The sequence below is a fragment of the Microbispora bryophytorum genome (genome assembly GCF_043197435.1).
In the GTDB taxonomy this organism is placed as follows: domain Bacteria; phylum Actinomycetota; class Actinomycetes; order Streptosporangiales; family Streptosporangiaceae; genus Microbispora; species Microbispora bryophytorum.
In genome coordinates, this window is sequence record NZ_JBICTF010000001.1 from 304,566 (window position 1) to 323,531 (window position 18,966).

10 protein-coding genes and 1 pseudogene are annotated in these 18,966 nt (G+C 71.8%); 5 read left to right on the forward strand and 6 right to left on the reverse strand.

Annotation, left to right across the window (positions count from 1 at the left end; genetic code table 11):
- Window positions 1-106: 106 nt before the first annotated feature.
- Window positions 107-3,627, reverse strand: a pseudogene (dnaE, locus tag ACGFIB_RS01435) (DNA polymerase III subunit alpha).
- Window positions 3,628-3,706: 79 nt separating this feature from the next.
- Window positions 3,707-4,753, reverse strand: a complete 1,047-nt coding sequence (locus ACGFIB_RS01440; protein ID WP_393367744.1) for a chorismate mutase — start codon at window positions 4,751-4,753, stop codon at window positions 3,707-3,709.
- A gap of 325 nt (window positions 4,754-5,078) precedes the next feature.
- On the opposite strand from ACGFIB_RS01440, the gene ACGFIB_RS01445 reads away from it, so the two are divergent.
- The gene (locus ACGFIB_RS01445; protein ID WP_393367746.1) at window positions 5,079-7,751 is read left to right on the forward strand and encodes a serine/threonine-protein kinase; all 2,673 of its coding nucleotides are present in this window, start codon (window positions 5,079-5,081) and stop codon (window positions 7,749-7,751) included.
- An 85-nt stretch (window positions 7,752-7,836) separates the two neighbouring features.
- Here ACGFIB_RS01445 and ACGFIB_RS01450 read toward each other — a convergent pair whose 3' ends face one another.
- Together ACGFIB_RS01450 and ACGFIB_RS01455 are read right to left on the reverse strand one after the other, a co-directional pair.
- Complete coding sequence (locus ACGFIB_RS01450) at window positions 7,837-8,328, reverse strand: hypothetical protein (RefSeq protein WP_393367748.1); 492 nt, start codon at window positions 8,326-8,328, stop codon at window positions 7,837-7,839.
- A 192-nt stretch (window positions 8,329-8,520) separates the two neighbouring features.
- Complete coding sequence (locus tag ACGFIB_RS01455; protein ID WP_393367750.1) at window positions 8,521-9,294, reverse strand: MerR family transcriptional regulator; 774 nt, start codon at window positions 9,292-9,294, stop codon at window positions 8,521-8,523.
- A 155-nt stretch (window positions 9,295-9,449) separates the two neighbouring features.
- Between ACGFIB_RS01455 and ACGFIB_RS01460 the strand changes: the two genes are divergently transcribed.
- The 3 genes from ACGFIB_RS01460 to ACGFIB_RS01470 all read left to right on the forward strand — a co-directional run bounded on the left by ACGFIB_RS01460 (window position 9,450) and on the right by ACGFIB_RS01470 (window position 12,114).
- Window positions 9,450-10,154, forward strand: coding sequence for a GNAT family N-acetyltransferase (locus tag ACGFIB_RS01460; RefSeq protein ID WP_393367752.1), 705 nt, complete (start codon window positions 9,450-9,452; stop codon window positions 10,152-10,154).
- 185 nt (window positions 10,155-10,339) lie between these two features.
- On the forward strand, window positions 10,340-11,482 hold the full coding sequence (locus ACGFIB_RS01465) for a sensor histidine kinase (protein ID WP_393367754.1): 1,143 nt from the start codon (window positions 10,340-10,342) through the stop codon (window positions 11,480-11,482).
- Window positions 11,479-12,114, forward strand: a complete 636-nt coding sequence (locus ACGFIB_RS01470) for a response regulator (RefSeq protein ID WP_393367757.1) — start codon at window positions 11,479-11,481, stop codon at window positions 12,112-12,114. Before ACGFIB_RS01465 ends, ACGFIB_RS01470 begins: the two co-directional genes overlap by 4 nt.
- 66 nt (window positions 12,115-12,180) lie before the next feature.
- On the opposite strand, the gene ACGFIB_RS01475 is transcribed toward ACGFIB_RS01470, so the two are convergent.
- Window positions 12,181-13,611, reverse strand: coding sequence for a M1 family metallopeptidase (locus ACGFIB_RS01475; protein ID WP_357258000.1), 1,431 nt, complete (start codon window positions 13,609-13,611; stop codon window positions 12,181-12,183).
- Between the two features lie 63 nt (window positions 13,612-13,674).
- Entirely contained in the window at window positions 13,675-16,503 is a 2,829-nt protein-coding gene (locus ACGFIB_RS01480; protein ID WP_393367759.1) for a M14 family zinc carboxypeptidase, read from the reverse strand.
- A 363-nt stretch (window positions 16,504-16,866) separates the two neighbouring features.
- On the opposite strand from ACGFIB_RS01480, the gene ACGFIB_RS01485 reads away from it, so the two are divergent.
- Entirely contained in the window at window positions 16,867-18,936 is a 2,070-nt protein-coding gene (locus tag ACGFIB_RS01485; RefSeq protein WP_393367761.1) for a serine/threonine-protein kinase, read from the forward strand.
- The last annotated feature ends 30 nt before the right edge of the window (window positions 18,937-18,966 follow it).

Consider the following 18,966-nt stretch of genomic DNA (forward strand, 5'->3'; position numbering starts at 1 on the left):
GCCGCGGCCGCCATACGCAGTGCCGTGACCGCACGGCGCCGCAGGAGGATCGACGAGGCGTGCCGCCGGGCGGCCGGCCTCGTCACTTCGTCGACCGGGCGGCCGGTCAACCGGCCAGGCAGGCCGGGCCGAGGAGCCGCTTGAGGTCGCCCGTCAGGGCGGGCGACGGGCTCACGCGGAGCCGGTCGTCCAGCCGCATGACCGTCGTGCGCGGCCCGTTGTGCACCTGGAGGTGGCCTCCGTGGTCCCGGGGTAGGTGGTCAGCACCTCCTTGAACCGGCCGACGACGGGCGGCGTACAGCGGTTGATCGGCATGCTCACCACCAGCGGCCCGCCCTACTCGGCCGTGAGGTCCGGCGCGGCCACCTCCATCGCGATGATCTTCGCGACGTCCTCCCGCTTGTCGATCCTGCCCTTGACGAAGACGATCGCGTCCTCGGCGAGCACGGTCGCGCAGAGCTGGTAGGCCGACGGGAAGATCATGACCTCGATGGAGCCCTCCAGGTCCTCCAGCATGGTGAGGACCCAGGTGTCGCCCTTCTTGGTCACCTTCCGCTGCAGGCCCGACAGGATGCCGCCGACCGTCACGACCTGCCCGTCGGAGCGGCTGTCGTCCTGCAGCGCGGCGATCGAGCAGTCGGCGCCGGCCGACAGGATGTGCTCGACGCCGAACAGCGGGTGGTCGGAGACGTACAGGCCGAGCATCTCCCGCTCGAACTGCAGCAGCGTGGTCTTGTCCCACTCCCCCGGCGGGATCTGCACGTCGAAGGTCTGGTCCTCGCCGCCGTCGATCGCGCCGAACAGCGAGTCCTGGCCGATCGCCTCGTTCTTCTTGATGTCGGTGATCGCGTCGACGGCCTGCTCGTGCACCATCAGCAGGCCCTTGCGCACGTGCCCGCAGGAGTCGAACGCACCCGACTTGATCAGCGACTCGATGACGCGCTTGTTGCAGACGACCGCGGGGACCTTGCGCAGGAAGTCCTTGAAGTCGGTGAATCTGCCCTTCTCCCCGCGCGCCGCGATGATCCCGTCCACGACGTTCGCGCCGACGTTGCGGATGGCCGACAGGCCGAACCGGATGTCGGTGCCGCGCCGGGTGAAGTCGAAGTCGGAGTCGTTGACGTCCGGCGGGAGCACCTTGATGCCCATGCGGCGGCACTCGTTGAGGTAGAGCGCCGACTTGTCCTTGTCGTCCTTGACGCTGGTCAGCAGCGCCGCCATGTACTCGGCCGGGTAGTTGGCCTTGAGATAGGCGGTCCAGTAGGACACCAGGCCGTAGCCGGCGGTGTGCGCCTTGTTGAAGGCGTAGTCGGAGAACGGGAGAAGGATGTCCCACAGGGCCCTGATGGCCGCCGCGGAGAACCGGTTCTCCTTCATGCCCTTCTCGAAGAACTCGAACTGCTTGTCCAGCTCGGACTTCTTCTTCTTGCCCATCGCGCGGCGGAGCAGGTCGGCGCCGCCGAGCGTGTAGTTGGCCACCTTCTGCGCGATGGCCATGACCTGCTCCTGATAGACGATCAGGCCGTAGGTCGTGTTGAGGATCTCCGTGAGCGGCTCCTCCAGCTCGGGATGGATCGGGATGATCTCCTGCTGGCCGTTCTTGCGCAGCGCGTAGTTGGTGTGCGAGTTGGCGCCCATCGGGCCGGGCCGGTAGAGCGCGAGGGCCGCGGAGATGTCCTCGAAGTTGTCGGGCTTCATCAGCCGCAGCAGCGTGCGCATGCCGCCGCCGTCCAGCTGGAAGATGCCGAGCGTGTCGCCCTTGGCCAGCAGCTCGTACGTCCTGGTGTCGTCGAGCGGGAGCTCCGGCAGCTCGATCATGTTCCCGGTGTTGCCCTCGATCATCTTCAGGCAGTCGTCGATGATCGTGAGGTTGCGCAGGCCCAGGAAGTCCATCTTCAGCAGGCCCAGCGTCTCGCAGGTCGGGTAGTCGAACTGCGTGATGATCGCGCCGTCGGAGTCACGGCGCATGATCGGGATGTGGTCGGTCAGCGGCTCGGCCGACATGACGACGCCCGCGGCGTGCACGCCGGTCTGCCGGATCAGGCCCTCCAGCCCGCGCCCGAGGTCGATCGTCGCCCTGACGTCGGCGTCCTCGTCGTACAGCTTGCGCAGCTCACCCGCCTCCTTGTAGCGCGGGTGGCCGGAGTCGAAGATGCCCGACAGCGGGATGTCCTTGCCCATCACCGCCGGGGGGAAGGCCTTGGAGATGCGGTCGCCCAGCGCGTACGGGTAGCCGAGGACGCGGCCGGCGTCCTTCACGGCCGCCTTCGCCTTGATGGTGCCGAACGTGGCGATCATGGCGACCTTGTCGGCGCCCCACTTCTCGGTCACGTAGCGGATCACGTCGGCGCGCCGGCGCTCGTCGAAGTCGATGTCGATGTCGGGCATCGAGACGCGCTCGGGATTCAGGAATCGCTCGAAGATCAGGCCGTGCGGGATCGGGTCGAGGTCGGTGATGCCCAGCGAGTACGCGACCAGCGAGCCGGCGGCCGAACCACGGCCGGGACCGACCCGGATGCCGTTGTTCTTCGCCCACATGATGAAGTCGGCGACCACGAGGAAGTAGCTCGGGAAGCCCATCTGGAGGATGACGCCGATCTCGTTCTCGACCCAGGTGCGGTGCTCCTCGTCCACGCCGCCGGGAAAGCGGCGCCCCATGCCCTCCCAGACCTGCTGCCGGAAGTACTCCTCCTCCGTCTGTCCCTCGGGGATCGGGTAGGCCGGCATCAGGTTGCGGTAGGGGAAGAAGCCCTCGGGCTCGACCTTCTCGGCCACCAGCAGCGTGTTGCGGCACCCCTCCTGCCAGACGCCGGAGGAGTCGACCGCCCGCATCTCGTCGGCCGTCTTGACGTAGTAGCCGCTGCCGTCGAACCGGAACCGGTCGGGGTCGCTGAGCTGCTTGCCGGTCTGGATGCACAGGAGGGCGTCGTGGCCGGCCGCGTCCGACTCGTAGGTGTAGTGGGAGTCGTTGGTGACGACCGGCGGGATGTCCAGCTCGCGGCTGATCCGGACCAGGCCGTCGCGGACCCGCCGCTCGATGTCGAGCCCGTGGTCCATGATCTCCAGGAAGTAGTTGTCCTTCCCGAAGATCTCCTGGAACTTCGCGGCGGCCTTCAGCGCCTCGTCGTACTGGCCGAGCCGCAGGCGGGTCTGCACCTCGCCGGAGGGGCAGCCGGTGGTGGCCATCAGGCCCTCGGCGTGCTCGGCGAGGATGTCGGCGTCCATCCGGGCCCACTTGCGGACGAAGCCCTCGGTGTAGGCGCGCGAGCTGAGCTTCATCAGGTTCTGCAGGCCGGTCTTGTTCCGCGCCCAGATGGTCATGTGGGTGTAGTAGCCGCCGGTCGAGACGTCGTCGCTCTTCTGGTGCGGCTCGCCCCACAGCACCGGCTTCTTGTGCATGCGCGACTCGGGCGCGACATAGGCCTCGATGCCGAGGATGGGCTTCACCCCGGCGGCGGTCGCCTGCGTGTAGAAGTCGTAGGCGCCGTGCATGTTGCCGTGGTCGGTGATCGCGATCGCGGGCATCTCCAGCTCGCCCACGAGTTTGAACATCTGCTTCAGCCGCGCCGCTCCGTCGAGCATCGAGTACTCGGTGTGGACGTGCAGATGCACAAACGGATCACCCATGCGACCCCCATCGTCACCGGACCGCGGACCAGTGCCTACGCCGTGATCGCGAGCCGGTGGGACTCAGGTGAAACAAATTCTATCCCCGCTCCTCGCCGTCCCGCCGCTCCTCCGACAGGCGCAATCCGGCCTCGATCACAGCGTTCATGATCGGGGCGAGCAGCCCGGCGCCGAGGCTGGGAGCACGGCGGGCCATGGCCGCGACGAGGCGGCGCTCGCGGTCCATGTCCCGCCCCCGGAACCCGCCGACGGGCTTGAGCCGCTGGATCCGCCCGGCCAGCGCGGCACGGTGTTCGAGGAGCGTGGCGAGGGCCGCGTCCACGCGGTCGATCGCGCCCCGGGCCGCGTCGAGGGTCTCGGGATCGTCCGGCCGTACGAGCGCCGCCATGACGGTCGCCGCCTCGTGCGCCGCCGCGAGGGCTCGCTCGGGCGCGCCCGGGTCGATCAGCAGGCCGTCCGCCCCCGCCGCCACCGCCGCGTCCGCGAGCCCGCCGTCGCCGCCCAGTCCGGCCAGCACGGGGCGGCCGGCGCGCTCCCGGGCGGCGCGCATGAGCCCGAGGTCGGGCGCGGCGTCCTGCGGTTCGCCGCGGCCGCCGCTCTCGCAGAGCACGACCGCCTCGTTGCCCTCGGCCGCGCAGTCGTCCACCGCGGCCAGCCACTCCTCCAGCGTCACCGGCCGCCCATGCCGGGAGCTTCCCCGCTGGAGGACCACGGGAAGCCCGAGCCGGGCCGCGGCGCGGACGAGATCGGGGTCGGCCGCCCAGGCCGCCCCGACCACCACTCCGTCGGCGTGCCGGGCCACGGCGGACAGGTCGGCGACCGTGGCGGGCTCCACCAGCAGCGGGCCCGCCCACCGCGCTCTGGCCTCGGCGACCGCGCCGTCCGCGCACGAATCGCCCGCGCACGACCTGTCCGCGCCCGACTCGCCCGCGCACGACCCGTCCTTCGAGGAGTCTCCCGGCCTGTCCTGCACGGTCTCCGCTCCGTCGACGGGAAGGCCGCCGTCGCCGCGCAGGCGCAGCCAGCGGGCGTCCCGGCCCCCGATCACCACAACCGGGCGCCCGTCGCCGATCACGAGGTCGCCGATCCGTACGGCGTCGCGGTCGAGTTGGGCTGCCTTCGACATGTGGGCTCCTCCGTGCGCCGGCCCCGCGGAACCGGCCGTCTGCCATGGGGATTCGCTGAGATCAGACCTCCGAGAGAACGAAAAAGGCAGAGACGCTGGCGTCCCTGCCTCAAGCCGGTCCCGGATGGTCGCTAGCTCACGTCACGCGACCGGCCCTCCCGGAACCGGCCTCGTAAACGAGCTGTACCTACCCATAACAAGGACCTTAGCAGCGAGCGGCCACGACTCGAACCGATTTGTCTCGGATTTCGGGATCGTCAGTCATGTACGCGGTTGATCCCTTTGCCATCCGTGGGACGATTCATTGGTCCAGGAAGGGGTTCGAGTGTCGCGTGCGGAAGGCCGGCTCGTCGGAGGCCGGTACCAGTTGGTTGAGCCGATCGGCCGCGGAGGCATGGGCGTCGTCTGGCGCGCCCACGACCAGTTGCTGGACCGCGAGGTCGCGGTCAAGGAGGTCCGCTACGACAGCGCCATGGGCGACGAGCTCAGCGACCTCAATCGCCGGACCATGCGCGAGGCCAGGGCCGCGGGCCGCCTCACGCACCCGAACGTGGTGGTCGTCCACGATGTGATCGAAGAGGACGACCGCCCCTGGATCATCATGCAGTTGGTGACGTCCCGCTCGCTCGGGCAGGTGATCAGGGAGGACGGCCCGCTGCCCGCCCAGCGCACCGTCGAGATCGGCCTGCAGATCCTGGACGCGCTGCGCGCCGCCCATCGCCAGGGCGTGCTGCACCGCGACGTCAAGCCCGAGAACGTGCTGCTCACCGATGACAGCCGGGTGGTCCTGACCGACTTCGGCATCGCCAGGCTCGAAGCCGACTCCACCATGACCCGCACCGGCCTCGTCGGCACCCCCGCCTTCATCGCCCCCGAACGGCTCCGCGGCGAGGCCGCGCAGCGCGAATCGGACCTGTGGTCGCTCGGCGCCACGCTCTACACGGCGGCGGAGGGCAAGCCCCCGCACGACCGGGGCATGGCGATGGCCACCATGCACGCCGTGCTGAACGACGCCCCGGCCCCGCCGCGACGCGCGGGCGCGCTGGGCCCCGTGCTCCTGCGGATGCTCGCGAAGGAGCCCGCCGACCGGCCCGGCTACGACGAGCTGACCCGGCTGCTCAAGCGCGCCTCACGGGAGCTGTCCTCGCCAGCGCCGGCACCCGGCGCCGCGCCCGCCGAGCCAGCTTCGTCGCGCCCCGAGAGGCCGGAGGCCGCGAAGCCCAAAACGCCCGCCTCACGGGGCGCGGCGCCGTACCCGCCGGTGTCTCCCCCGCCCGGGTCTTCCCCGCCCGGATCCTCCGCCCGGCGGGACGATCGTCACGAGCAGGGCGACGAGGCGGCGGGGGCGGACCATGCGCCCGCCTCCGGCAGGGGAGCGGCGGCCGGGCGCGGTGCGACCGGGACCGCAAGCGAGGCAGCGGGCCCCGGCGAGATCACCTCGCCCCTCCCGGTCATACGCGACGACGGGCCGCCGGAGCAGGGGGACGGCCCGGCTCAGGAGAAGGCGGGGAAGGCGCCGGACGCTGTTCCTGGCGCTGTGCCGGAGACCATGCCGGAAGGCATGCCGGAAACCGGAGCGCAGGCCGCCCCGCCCGCCCGTACGAAGCCCTCGACCGGCGTCCCCGCCGAGGAGAGGCCCGGGAGGCAAGCCGGTCCGGAAGCGGACGCCGGCGACGGCACCGTCAAGGTCAGCCCCGCTATGGGCTCCGGCGCGACCTCCGGCGCGGAGGACCGCAAGGCGCCGGAGGGCTCGGCCGCCTCAGGCACGGCGAAGGGTCCCGGCACCTCCTCCGGCGAGCGCTCGCCCACGACGCCCCAGTCTTCGGCATCGCAGACTTCGGCATCACAGTCGTCGGCGCCCCAGTCGTCGGCATCGCCGTCCTCGGCGGCCTTCGGCGCGAGCGCGACAGCGAAGGGCGCCGCGGGAGGGGCCACCGGATCCAAGGGCACGACGGGGCCGGCCTCGTCCGCCTCCTCCGGGGCCACCGGCTCCGGCGCGGCGGGCGGGAGCGACAGCCGTACGGACCGGGCCGGCGAGCGTGCCGGAGCGGCCCGCGCCGGGACCTCGCGGCCCTTCTCGAACGGCGGGTCCACGCCGGGCGGGGGCGACGAGCGGCGCGCCGCCATGGAGGACCGGGCGCAGGACGGGTCGGGCGCGGCCGGGATCGCCGGAGCCGGCAGCCCGATGGCCGGGCTGCGGCAGGCGCCCGCCACGGTGCCCGCGCAGGGCGGGGCGGCCTGGCACCCGGTGTCCACCAGCCCGGTCCCGCAGCGGTCGTCGAACGGCATGCTGAAGGTCGCGCTGATCCTCATTCCCGCCCTGCTGATCATCGCGGGTGTGGCGGGCTACCTCGGCCTGATGGCAGGCGAGGGCGACCAGGGGGGCGACCCCGCCTCCGGGTCGGACGCGGCCCCCGCCGCGACGGGGAAGACCGCCGACAAGCCCTCCGACGCCGCGTCCTCCGCCGCACCGTCCTCCGCCGGGCCGTCCGCCTCGGACGAGGCGACGTCCCCGTCCCCCGAGCCGTCCCCGAGTGCCACGACCTCCGAGCCCGCCGGCGTTCCCGAGGGCTGGCACAAGTACAAGCACTCGAGCGGGTTCTCGCTCGCGCTGCCGAAGGGGTGGCACGTCGACGGCAGGGGCAACGGCGAAGTCCGCTTCCGCGGGGACTCGCACACCTATCTTGAGGTCCACCACACCACGAGCCCCGAGTCGGACGCGTTGAAGGTCTGGCGGCGCGATGTGCCCGGGATGAGCCGGAACTTCCCCGGCTACAAGCTGGTCGAGATCAGAGACGTCAAGGGGTACTGGAAGACCGCGGCCGACTGGGAGTTCACCTTCGGCGACAGCCGCTACCGGTCCCGCGTGATCGACCGCGGCTTCGTCACCGACAAGCACAACGGCTACGCGCTGCTGTACAAGACCCAGGACAAGGACTGGAAGAAGAAGAAGGAGCTCTTCGAGACCATCGCCGCCACCTTCAAACCGGCGAAGTAGTGACCGGCGGGCGTGTCACGCCGGTGACTGCGGGCACCCATACGCGGGTGCCCGCAGTCACGGCACGGCGGCGACGCGATGCGGGTCAGGGCTGGCCGACGTAGTCGACCAGGACGGTCGCCTGGCGGGCGGTCCAACTGTCGGCCACGGGCGTGAACGTCACCTTCCCTGAGCCGTAGCACGGCAGTGTCGCGGTGACCGGGATCTCGGCCTTGACCCCGTAGTAGCGCAGCACGAGCGCCCTCGCGACGGTCGACGGGTCGCCCAGGTCCACCGCGATCGGCCCGCCGCCGCTGCCGGTGTAGCCGATGCTCGCCGACGACGACGAGATCGCGACGGGCCGCACCTCCACCGTCTGCCCGGGGAACGGATGACCGGTCTGTCCCGGGAACACCGGCCCGTAGCACGCCATCTTGATGATCGTGTGGCCGGTCTGGCCGTTGACGAAACCGTAGAAGTACTGGTGGGGGCCGATGGGAGCGGGGTCGACGACCTCGGCCGAGGCGGGGAGCGCGGTGGCCGCCACGAGGACGGCGGCGGCCAGGGGGGCGAGGCGCGCTGCGGCGGTGCGGAACACGGAACCTCCGGCTGACGGGGGGGGCGGGGGCGGGGGCGACCCGGACGGTAGGCCGGTCCCTCCTGCCGGTCAACGTTCGCCCTCCCCCGCTCTGCTCGGTGCTCGGGAGACGCGGCGGAACGGGTGAAAGGTTCACCCCGTGAGCAGCGCCCCCGCGACCCGGCCCGCCCCTGCCCGCCGTGGCGGACGGGCTCAGCCGGTCTGGCGGGCCTGTTCCAGGTAGGCCACCAGGCCCGCCATCCGCTCGACCGGCCAGGGCAGGCTCCCTCCGATCTCCGCGCTGTTGTCCTGCCACATCCTGCGGGCCGCCGCCCTGGTCCGTTCGCCGTCCGCTCCGTCGGGGTGGAACCCGCCCGCCAGCGCGTCCCAGCGGCGTACCAGGTCCCGGGCGCGCTCGTCCTCCGCGGGCACGCCGCTCTCCACGAGCCGCAGGCCCTCCTCGACGAGCCCCGCCCACTCGTGCTTGGCCGCTTCGACGCCCTCGCCGCCCAGCGCGTTCCTGCGCTCGGCCAGCCGCTCGCGCTGCTCTTCGGTGAAATAGGTCTCGAACACCGACATCAACTCCAATGTGGTCATCAACCGGTCCGGATCGGGGCCGGACGAGTCGCCGGCCTGCCGGAGCAGCCCGCGGATCCGCCGGCGCAGCGTCCCGATGAGCTCGGCGTGCTCGTCGAGCCTGCGCAACTGCGCCGTCAGCAGCTCGCGCATCGACTCGGGGTCGTCCGCGGCGCCGTCGAGAACACCCGCGATCTCCTCCAGCGACAGGCCGAGCGCCCGAAGCGCGCGGACCCGGTACAACCGCCGCAGGTCACGCTCGGTGTATCGGCGGTGCCCGGCGGGCGTACGCTCGCTCGCGCTCAGCAGACCGATCTCGTCGTAGTGGTGCAGCGCGCGCACCGTCATCCCGGCCGCCCGCGCCAGTTCGCCGATCGACCATCGCCGTCCGGCGTCGTCTGCCCCGATCATGCCCGAAACGCTACGACCTCCCCCGGCGTGAGGTTCAAGCCCCCGCGAGGGCGGAAGCCCTCCTGACTACACTGCGGCTGCGACAATCCCCGGTCACGACCCCGCCGACGGCTGGTCACCGGCTCTCACCTCCGCACACACGAAGGGCACGCACCATGGCCGACCACGACACCGTCACACTCGACGACCCGGTCGGTGAGTCGCTCCGCGGTCACCACGCCCACCTGGCCCGCCGGCTCGGCCGGGCGGCCAACTACACGCCGGAGGTCGCGACCTTCTCCGCGGTGCCCGCCGACCCCGGCCCGGCCGAGTGGGCCGACCTCGCGCGCCTGCTCGGTCGCGGCGCGTTCGCCGATCTGTTCAGCTGCCCGGCCACCCCGCCCGCGGGCTGGGAGCCGGTCTTCGCTCTCGACGGCTTCCAGATGATCTGGCCCGCGGGCGCCCACCCGGGTCGCGCCGATGCCGAGTCCGGCTCACGGACGGTCGAGCTGGGCGTCGACGACGTGCCCGAGATGCTCGACCTCACCGCGCGGACCCGGCCGGGGCCGTTCTGGCCCCGTACGCATGAGCTCGGCACCTATCTGGGTGTCCGTGAGAACGGCGCGCTGGTCGCCATGGCGGGCGAACGGCTCCGCCCGCCCGGGTGGACCGAGATCAGCGCCGTCTGCGTCGCCCCGGAGGCCCGCGGCCGAGGTCATGCCTCGCGCCTGGTGCGCGCCCTGGTCACCCGGATCACGGCTCGGGACGAGCGCCCGTTCCTCCACGTGGCCGAGGCCAACGTCGACGCGCTCGCGCTCTACGAGCGGCTCGGCTTCGTGATCCGCACGCGCGTGACGTTCCGCGGGTTCCGTACGCCGTGACGGACCCGTCACGACAGGCCGCCGTCCGGAGTGTCACCACACGACGGCATCGCGGCGGGTGAAGCGCCACAGTCCGTCGCGCCCTGTCCACCGGCGCGTCGAGCGGCGGATAGACGCGGGCATGACCATGGTCATGGTTCCTGTGGGCGATTGCATCCGATCCGAAACGCTCTAGGGTCGGGACCATGGCGCGCTTCGACTGGCTTCGCGACGCCGACCGGCCGTTCCTGTTCAACCTCGTGTTCTGGACGGTGACGGCCCTGCTGGCCACCGGCCTCGCGCAGGCGGCCGTGATCGGCGCCGCCCCGCTGCAGTGCGCGCTCTTCGGCGCCAACCTGGTGCTGGTCGTGGCGCTCTGGCCGGCGCTGCCCTGGAGCCGGGCGCGGGGCCGCCTCTGGGTGGGGCCGCTGTTCCTGGTGGCGACGCTCATGATGGGGGTCACCGGTGCGGCCGTCTACCACATGCCCCTGATCCTCGTCGCGGTGGCCAACCTGGCCTTCCTCCATGGCATTCGCGTCGCGACGGCCGCCCTGTCCTGCGTCACCGTCATATGCGCCGTGATGCCGCCGCTCCTGGGCTCGACGATCGCCGACGGCATCGTCCAGGCCACCGCGATGGCGGTGTTCTCCGCGTTCGTCCTGGGCATGGCGGCCTCCACGCTGGAGGCGCGGCGCAGACGTGAGGAGGCCCAGGGCCTGCTGGAGCGGATCAGGGAGCTGGCCGTCGCCGAGGAGCGGGCCCGGATGGCGGCGGAGATGCACGACTCCGTCGGCCACCATCTGACCGTCATCAAGATGGGCCTGGAGAACGCCGAGCGGTTCCGCCGGCGCCGCCCCGACGCCGCCTGGTCGGAGGTCCGCCAGGCCAAGGAGCTCACCGTGGAGGCGCTGGCCGACGCGCGGCGCTGGGTGCGCGCGCTGCGGCCGCTCGCGCTGGACGGCCGCGTCGGCAGCGCCGCGCTCGAACGGCTCGCGGCGTCGTTCGACGGCACCGGCATCACCGTGAGCTTCGAGGTGCGGGGCGAGGAGCGGCATCTGAAGGCCGACACCGAGCTCGTCCTCTACCGGGTGCTGCAGGAGGGGCTCACCAACGCGCTGCGGCACGCGAAGGCCGAGCACGTGCACGGCACGCTCACGTTCGGCGACGACCAGGTGGCGCTCGTGGTCAGAGACGACGGAACGGGCAGGGACGACCGGGCCCGCGGCGGCTTCGGGCTGACGTCGCTGGCGGATCGGGCCAGGGCGCTCGGCGGCACGCTGGCCGGCGGCAACAGGCCGGGCGGCGGGTTCGAGTTGCGCGCCGAGCTGCCGCTGGGGGCGCGGGCATGACGCCGGTCAGGGTGGTGCTGGTGGACGACCAGGCGCTGCTGCGCCAGGGGCTGCGCAAGCTGCTGGAGGTCGAGGACGGCATCGAGGTCGTCGGCGAGGCGGCCGACGGCCACGAGGCGCTGCGGGTGATCGGCGAGTGCCGTCCGCATGTGGCGCTCGTGGACATGCGCATGCCGGGCATGAACGGCGTGGAGCTGATCGTCCGGCTGGCCGACGAGCATCCGGAGGTGGCGGTCGTCGTGCTCAGCACGTTCGACGAGGACGAGTTCATCTTCGGCGCGCTGTGCGGCGGCGCGACCGGCTACCTGCTGAAGGACTGCTCGCCGGAGGACCTGGTCGCGGCCGTGCACCGGGCGAACCGCGGGGAGACCGTGCTGGGCAGCCCCGTCGCGGCCCGCCTGGTCGCCGAGCTGCGGCACCTGCCGGTGAGCCCGGTCGCCTTCCGCGGGCAGGAGTCGCTGTCGGCCCGCGAGGTGGAGGTGGCGCGGATGGTCGCCGCCGGTGCCGCCAACAGGGAGATCGCGGCGCGCCTGTTCATCACCGAGGGCACGGTCAAGAACCACGTGTCCAGCGTGCTGCGCAAGCTGGGCCTGCGCGACCGCATCCAGCTCACGCTGCATCTGCGTCCCTGAACCGCGTCCCCGCCCGCGTCTTCCGGAAACCGGCGGCCCCCGCGAGCGGGAGCCGCCGGAACGGGTTTACCAGGAGGCCGGCTTGCCCTTCTGGAACAGCCACACGTCGAAGAACGCCTTGAGGTCCATGCCCGAGACCTTCTCCGCCGCCCGGATGAAGTCGGCGGTGCTCGCGTTGCCGTACCGGTGCGTCGTCGCCCAGTCCTTGATCAGCGTGAAGAAGGCGGCGTCGCCGATCTTGCCGCGCAGCGCGTGCAGCGTCATCGCGCCGCGGTTGTACGGCACGTTGCCGAACATGTCCTCGGGGCCGGGGTCGGCCGTGACGACCTGCCAGAACGACGAGGTCGCCGCCCGGCCGTAGTTGCTGGAGCTGTCGAACGTCTGCTGCGCGGTGGCGCCGCCGGTGTGCTCGGTCCACAGCCAGGTCGCGTACGTCGCGAAGCCCTCGTTCAGCCAGATGTCGGACCACTTGCCGACGCTCACGCTGTCGCCGTACCACTGGTGCGCGAGCTCGTGCGCCATCGTGCCGACGCTGGGCGCGCTGGAGAAGATCGGCTTGGTCTGGCTCTCCAGGGCGTAGCCGACGTCGGGCGCGCGGTCGATGATGGCGCCCGTCTGGTTGAAGGGGTACGGCCCGAAGATCGAGGAGAAGTAGTCGACGATGTCGGGGATCTTGGCGACGGCCGCGGCCGACTGGGTCACCAGGCGGGGGTCCACCGCCGTGTAGACGGGGATGCCGCCGGGCGTGGTCGTCTCGTCGACGACGAAGTTGCCCAGGGTCACCGTGGCGAGGTAGGTCGCCATCGGCTCGGCCGAGTCCCAGACGAACGTGGTCTTGCCGTTCGCGGTCGTCTTGGACGCCAGGCGGCCGTTGCCGACCACCGTGACGCCCTCGGGGACCGTCGCACGGAAGGTGAACGTCGCCTTGTCCGCGGGGCTGTCGTTGGCCGGCAGCCACGCCGGGGCGCCCTGCGGCTCGCCCGGCACGAAGGCGCCGTCGTCCGTCGGCACCCAGCCCTCGATCGAGCCGTCGGGGTCGGTGACGACCGGCGGCGTCCCGGCGTACGTCACCGTGACCGTGAAGGTCTCCCCGGTCTTGAGCTTCGGCCGCGGGGTGACGACGAGCTCCTGCCCGTCCCGCCGGTAGGAGGCCGGGTGCTTGCCCACCGTCAGCGACGTGATCTGCGGGCCGCGGAAGTCCAGGTCGAACTGGTCGAGGTCCTGGGTGGCGACCGCGGTGATCACCGTCGTGGCGTCCATGACCTTGGTGGCGGGGTCGTAGGTGAACGTGACGTCGTAGTGCCGCACGTCGTAGCCGCCGTTGCCCTGGTCGGGGAAGTACGGGTCGCCGAGCGAGGGGGCGCCCGCGGAGTAGCGCGGCGCACCGGGGTTTCCGGGAGCCGCGAGAGCCGTGGTCGCCTGGGTCGCGGTGAGCAGCGCGGCCGCGAGGGCGGCGCCGCCGAACCGCGCCGCCCGGCGCGAACGAGACGATGTCATGAGTGTCCTTTCAGGGACCGAGCGGCCGGGGGCCGGCCGCTCGGTCCGGTTTCCTGCGTGGGATCAGGCGACGACGGAGCGGAGCGGGATGCCCGCCGCTCCGAGGTCGCGGACCAGGTCGCGGACGAACGGGTGCTCGTCGGCGGGCAGTCCGTCGGGGTTCGGGATCGTGACGTAGGACGAGCCGTCCGCGGACGCGGTCAGCGCCGTGTCCGTGTAACGCTCGACCACCGCCTGGGTCCGCGCGAGGTCGGCGTCGGCCACCTGGATGACGATCGGCCGCCACTCCCCGCCGAGGTTCGGCGGCTCCTGCGCCGTCGCGGCGGCGCTGCGCAGCGCGTCCGGGGCCGCGGCGGTCCGCTGCTTGGCCTGCGGCTGCGGCGCGCCCGCCGGGTACAGCAGCGCGTTGGCGAGGAGGTGGATGCCGTTCTCGTTGTACGCCCGGAACAGCGGGTTGTAGGCGAACAGCACGGCGTGTCCCGCGCCGGTCGGCTCGTCGACGAGAGAGGTCGTGCCCTTGAGCGCCTCGGCGCCCACGGTGTAGCCGTTCGACCAGAACGTGTCATCCGAGGGGTAGGTGAGCACGTTCGCCCCGGTCTGGCTGGGGTTGAGGATCGGGTCGCCGTTGTTGAACTGGAAGTCCTCCGCCGGTCGGCCGAGCGACACCGGGCTGTCCTGGGCCACGTCCACCCGGAAGTGCGAGCCGATGACCTGGTAGCCGGTCGGCTTGGCCTTCTCGGTCGTGGAGGTGAGGCCGGCGGCCCTGGCGACCCGGGTGCCCTCGTTGCGCAGCCCGACGTACGTGCCGCCCGCGGCCACCCACTGCCTGAGGTTGGCCAGGCCCTGCGCGGTCAGCCCGCCGTTGGCGCTGCTGCCGTCCGGGACGAGCAGGACGGACCGCTCGGTGAAGGCCGGGGTGTTGTCGTTGACGTCGGCCGTGGTCACCGGCGTGAGCCCGAGGCCCCATCGGTCGCCGAGCACGTAGCGGGCCTCGCCGTAGGAGCCGGAGGTGGTGGAGACGCCGGTGCCGGCGAAAAGGCCGACGTCGGGCGTGCGCAGCGCGGCTCCGGAGGCCGGGGCAGCGCCGCCCTCGACCGTCACGCCCAGCGAGCGGGCGAGCTTGTCCAGCTCGCCGCGGTTCATCGCGGTGGCGGCCAGGCTGACGACCCCGGAACGCGCGTCACGCGTGAGCGGCACGCCCGCGCCGAGCAGCCGGAAGGTCAGCTCGGACGCGGCGGCCGAGTCCATCGGGTAGGAGTACGACCCGCCCCGGGGCGCGGCGGCGGCCACCCCGCCGTCGACGTCCTTGACGAGGTCGGCCTTCGGCGACAGCTTGTCACCGGTGGAGATGGTGTCGACGCCCGCGAGCAGCGGGTTGCTCCACGAGGAGACGTCGTAGAAGTAGGGGAACGGGACGTACGGGTCCTCGCCCATGACGGCCTGGATCCAGTGCTTCTGCGGCTGGTCCATCGGGATCCAGTAGGCCCCCTCGGGGACCGTCACGTCACTGGCCGTCCGGCCGCCGAAGACCCGCGCGGAGGGCACCTTCACCGGCTTTTTCACCCGGTAGACCTCGACGTCCATGCGGCGCAGCCGCTCGACCAGCCGGCGCACGTCGCCGAGCTGCCGGTCGGGCAGCAGGAAGTACGACCGGATCGCGATGTCGGGCACCGGGAAGCGGACGGTGTTCGCCGGCTGGACGACCTCGTTCGGCTCCAGGGCGCCGGCGGCCCCCTCGGCGAGCGCGGTCTGCCAAATCGAGTAGTAGCCGTTCAGGACCTCGCGCCTGTTGTCGGCGGCCCAGCCGGTCGTCGCCCACTGGGTGTTGAACTGCTGCTGCACCCGGTCCTCGACCGCCGACGAGCTGCCCTTCTCGAACGTCATGCCGGCGGCGCCGAAGCCCGCGGCCGGGACGCTGTCGCCGTAGCCCATGTAGAACAGGTCGTACGTCGCGTAGTTGAAGTAGCACTCGGTGGTGACCGCGTCGCCGCAGGCGCCGTTGTAGCCGAAGCCCGCCGCGTTCGCCGCACCGATCCGGTTGATCCAGTTCACCGGCTGGTCGGCGATCTCGTGGTGGATCGGGTCGGCGTTGGGCGGGAAGAAGTACTGCCGCCCGCCCATCTCGTGCGCGTCGACGAAGACCTGCGGCGGATACCGGCGCAGCATTTCGAGCTTGCCGTCGGTCTCCGGCTGGGTGCGGGCGAACCAGTCCCGGTTGAGGTCGAAGCCGTACTCGTTCGTCCTGCGGCTCGCGTCGCGGCCGTCCGGGTTCTGGGTCGGCATGATGACCGTGACCAGGTTGTCGTTGCGCTTCGCGACGTCGCAGGACAGGCCGCTCGCCAGCTCGTACAGGGTCTTGAGCGCGGCGTCGGCGCCGCTCTTCTCGCCACCGTGCACGTTGCCGGCGATCCAGACGACGGCGGGCGAGTCCTCGGCGATGCGCGCCGCCTTGTCGGCCCGCAGCGACCTCGGGTCACGCAGCGAGCGGATCTGGTCCGCGATCTTCTTGAGCTGACCGGGGACCATGTTGTGGGAGTCGGACACGATGGCGTACGGCAGGTCCTGGCCGGTCACGCTGTGCGCCACGGTGCCCGTGACCACGCGGTCCGAGGCCCCTCCCACGGCTTCGACGTACTTGCCGATCTCTTCGGTCGTGAGCACCCGGGGCTGTCCCTTGCCCAGCGGGAAGCCGAAGAACTGCTCAGGGGCCGGCACCGCGCCCAGGTGGGCGGCCGGGTCGGTGTCGCACCGTCCGGGTGCCTTGTGCGGGTCGACCGGGCCGGCCTGCGCGGGGGACGCGGGCGTCAGGGTGAGCGCCGCCGACACCAGTAGCGCGGCGCCGAGCGCCATGCCGTAGGGGGATCTTCCGCACAACGTGGTGCGTAACCGCATCTCGCCTCCAGGCGGGGGGACGGGGTGACGTCTCGGGGAGAGCACCCGTCCGGGAAACGACAAAGTCCCTACGGACAGTATTAGAAGTGAATAAATCGGACAAGCTGCGGCGAAACATAACCATACGTGAATGGAAACTGTGAGCAATGACGTTTCCGCAAGTGAATGCGGCAGCGGCCGACCGAATCACCCTTCCATAACGTCCGATAACAACTGCGCATCGAGTTCGCCCGCCACGGAGGCGGTCACCGTCCGCCGTCACGGCCTGCGAGTTTCACCGCCGGCGCACGGTGTCGTGAGATCGAAGACAGACGGCCGCGTACCGGCCTGTGGGACCATTCATGGGGTTTCGAGGAGGACAGGGTGGACGAGGAGCGTCGGGTCGCGGGCAGGTACCACCTGCTTGAACCGATCGGCCGCGGAGGCATGGGCGTGGTCTGGCGTGCCCACGACGACCTGCTCGACCGCACCGTGGCCGTGAAAGAGGTGCTCTACCACCCCACCTCCGAAGAGGACAGCGAGACGTTCACCCGGCGCACCATCCGCGAGGCCCGGGCGGCGGGCCGCATCGACCACCCGAACGTCGTCGTCGTCCACGACGTGATCGAGGAGGACGGCCGCCCCTGGATCGTGATGCAACTCGTGCAGTCGCGGTCGCTGGGCGAGGTGCTGCGCGACCAGGGCGCCCTCCCGCCCGGCCGGGTCGCCGCGATCGGGTTACAGGTGCTCGACGCGCTGTGCACCGCGCATGCCGCGGGAGTGCTGCACCGGGACGTCAAACCGGAGAACGTGCTGCTCAGTGGGGAGACCCGGGTGGTGCTGACCGACTTCGGCATCGCGACGATGCCGGAGGAGACCGGGCTGACCATGACCGGCGGCATCACCGGCACCCCCGCGTTCATACCGCCCGAGCGGCTGAACGGTGACCCCGCGACCCCCGAGTCCGACCTGTGGTCCCTCGGCGCGACGCTGTACGCGGCGGTCGAGGGCAGGACCCCCTTCGAGCGCAACTCCCCCGTGGCCACGATGGCGGCCATCCTGCACGACGACCCCGCCCCGCCCCGGCGGGCGGGCGCCCTGACGCCGGTGCTCGAAGGCCTGCTGCGCAAGGACCCGGCCCGGCGCATCGGCGCGGCCGAGGCCGCCGCCCTGCTCAACGCCGCCGTCGCGGCCACCCCGAATCCTCTGGCGAACCGGCCCGACCCCGGCCCCTGGAGCGGCTCCCCGTCCGGGCCGCCCCAGCCGGGGCAGCCCGGCCCCTGGAGCCAGAGCCCGGCCGGCGGCTCGCAGCCGTACGGCGGCTCACAGTCGTACGACGGCTCGCAGTCGTACGGCGGCTCGCACCAGGCCGGCGGCCCACAGCAGTCCGGCGGCCCGCAGCAGTCCGGCGGCTCCGCCTCCTGGCCGGGGGCCACCGGCCACCCGGGACCGACGGGCCCCGGCGGCACGGGCATGGCGGGCTACCCCACGAGTCCGAGTGGTCCGGCCCCCGCGGGCCACACAAGCCACCCAGCGGGCCCCATCGCCGGCCACACAAGCCACATGGGCCAGATGGGTCACCTGGGGCACATGGGGCACAGCGGCAACGCGGGCCCCGGCGGGCCCGCCGTCCCGCCGGGAGGCCACCCCGGCGCGTATCCCGCACCGGGTGCGCGCCCTCCGGGGCACGGCTCCGCTGCCAAGGTGACCCTGTTCGTCCTGTTACCGCTGCTGCTCGTGATCGTCGTCGCCGGCGGTTGGTACGGCTACAACTCGCTGGCCGGCGGCGGGACCCTCGCCGAGGACCCCGTACCCGCGAGAACCGATCCCACCTTGGGCTCCGATCACACGTCGGGGGACACCGAGCCGAGCGCCTCCGGCGAGCCGTCCGCGCTCCCATCCGAGCCGACGCAGCAGCCGACGGAGGATCCCACGGAGAAGCCGACGGAGGAGCCCTCGGAGGAGCCCTCGGAGGAGCCGTCGCCGCAGTCCCCCACGCCGACGGCGGCCACGGTGCCCAAGGGGTGGAAGACCCACCACGACCCGCTCGGCTTCGCGATCGCCCTGCCCTCCCGCTGGGTCCCGTTCCACAGGGAGGCCACCCGGGTGCGCTTCCACGACCCCGGCGGGCGGGACTACCTGCAGGTCGACTTCACCCCCTGGGAGACCACGGACCCGGTGGCCGCCCTGCGCACGGTCGAGGTGACCTCGACCAAGAAGGGCTACCTGCGCGGCTACGAGCGCATCGGACTGACGGCCAGGAAATACCTCGGTGTTCCCGCCGCGGACTGGGAGTTCACCCACACGACCGACGCCGGCAAGGTGCGGGTGCTCGACCGCGCCTTCAGGCTCGACGACGGCCGCTGCGTCGCTCTCTACTGGCAGGTCGCCGACTCCCGGTGGACCTCCGGTTTGTCGTATTTCAACGCCTTCGCGCGTACCTTCCAGCCTTGATAACAATTTGATGAAGATCCGCAGGTCGGG

What these genes read in the sequence shown, in the direction of transcription:
- ACGFIB_RS01440 (WP_393367744.1), bottom strand. Translation starts at nt 4,753, where the DNA reads ATGTCGAAGGCAGCCCAACTCGACCGCGACGCCGTACGGATCGGCGAC.
- ACGFIB_RS01460 (WP_393367752.1), top strand. Translation starts at nt 9,450, where the DNA reads ATGGCCGACCACGACACCGTCACACTCGACGACCCGGTCGGTGAGTCG.
- ACGFIB_RS01455 (WP_393367750.1), bottom strand. Translation starts at nt 9,294, where the DNA reads ATGATCGGGGCAGACGACGCCGGACGGCGATGGTCGATCGGCGAACTG.
- ACGFIB_RS01470 (WP_393367757.1), top strand. Translation starts at nt 11,479, where the DNA reads ATGACGCCGGTCAGGGTGGTGCTGGTGGACGACCAGGCGCTGCTGCGC.
- ACGFIB_RS01465 (WP_393367754.1), top strand. Translation starts at nt 10,340, where the DNA reads ATGGCGCGCTTCGACTGGCTTCGCGACGCCGACCGGCCGTTCCTGTTC.
- ACGFIB_RS01480 (WP_393367759.1), bottom strand. Translation starts at nt 16,503, where the DNA reads ATGCGGTTACGCACCACGTTGTGCGGAAGATCCCCCTACGGCATGGCG.
- ACGFIB_RS01475 (WP_357258000.1), bottom strand. Translation starts at nt 13,611, where the DNA reads ATGACATCGTCTCGTTCGCGCCGGGCGGCGCGGTTCGGCGGCGCCGCC.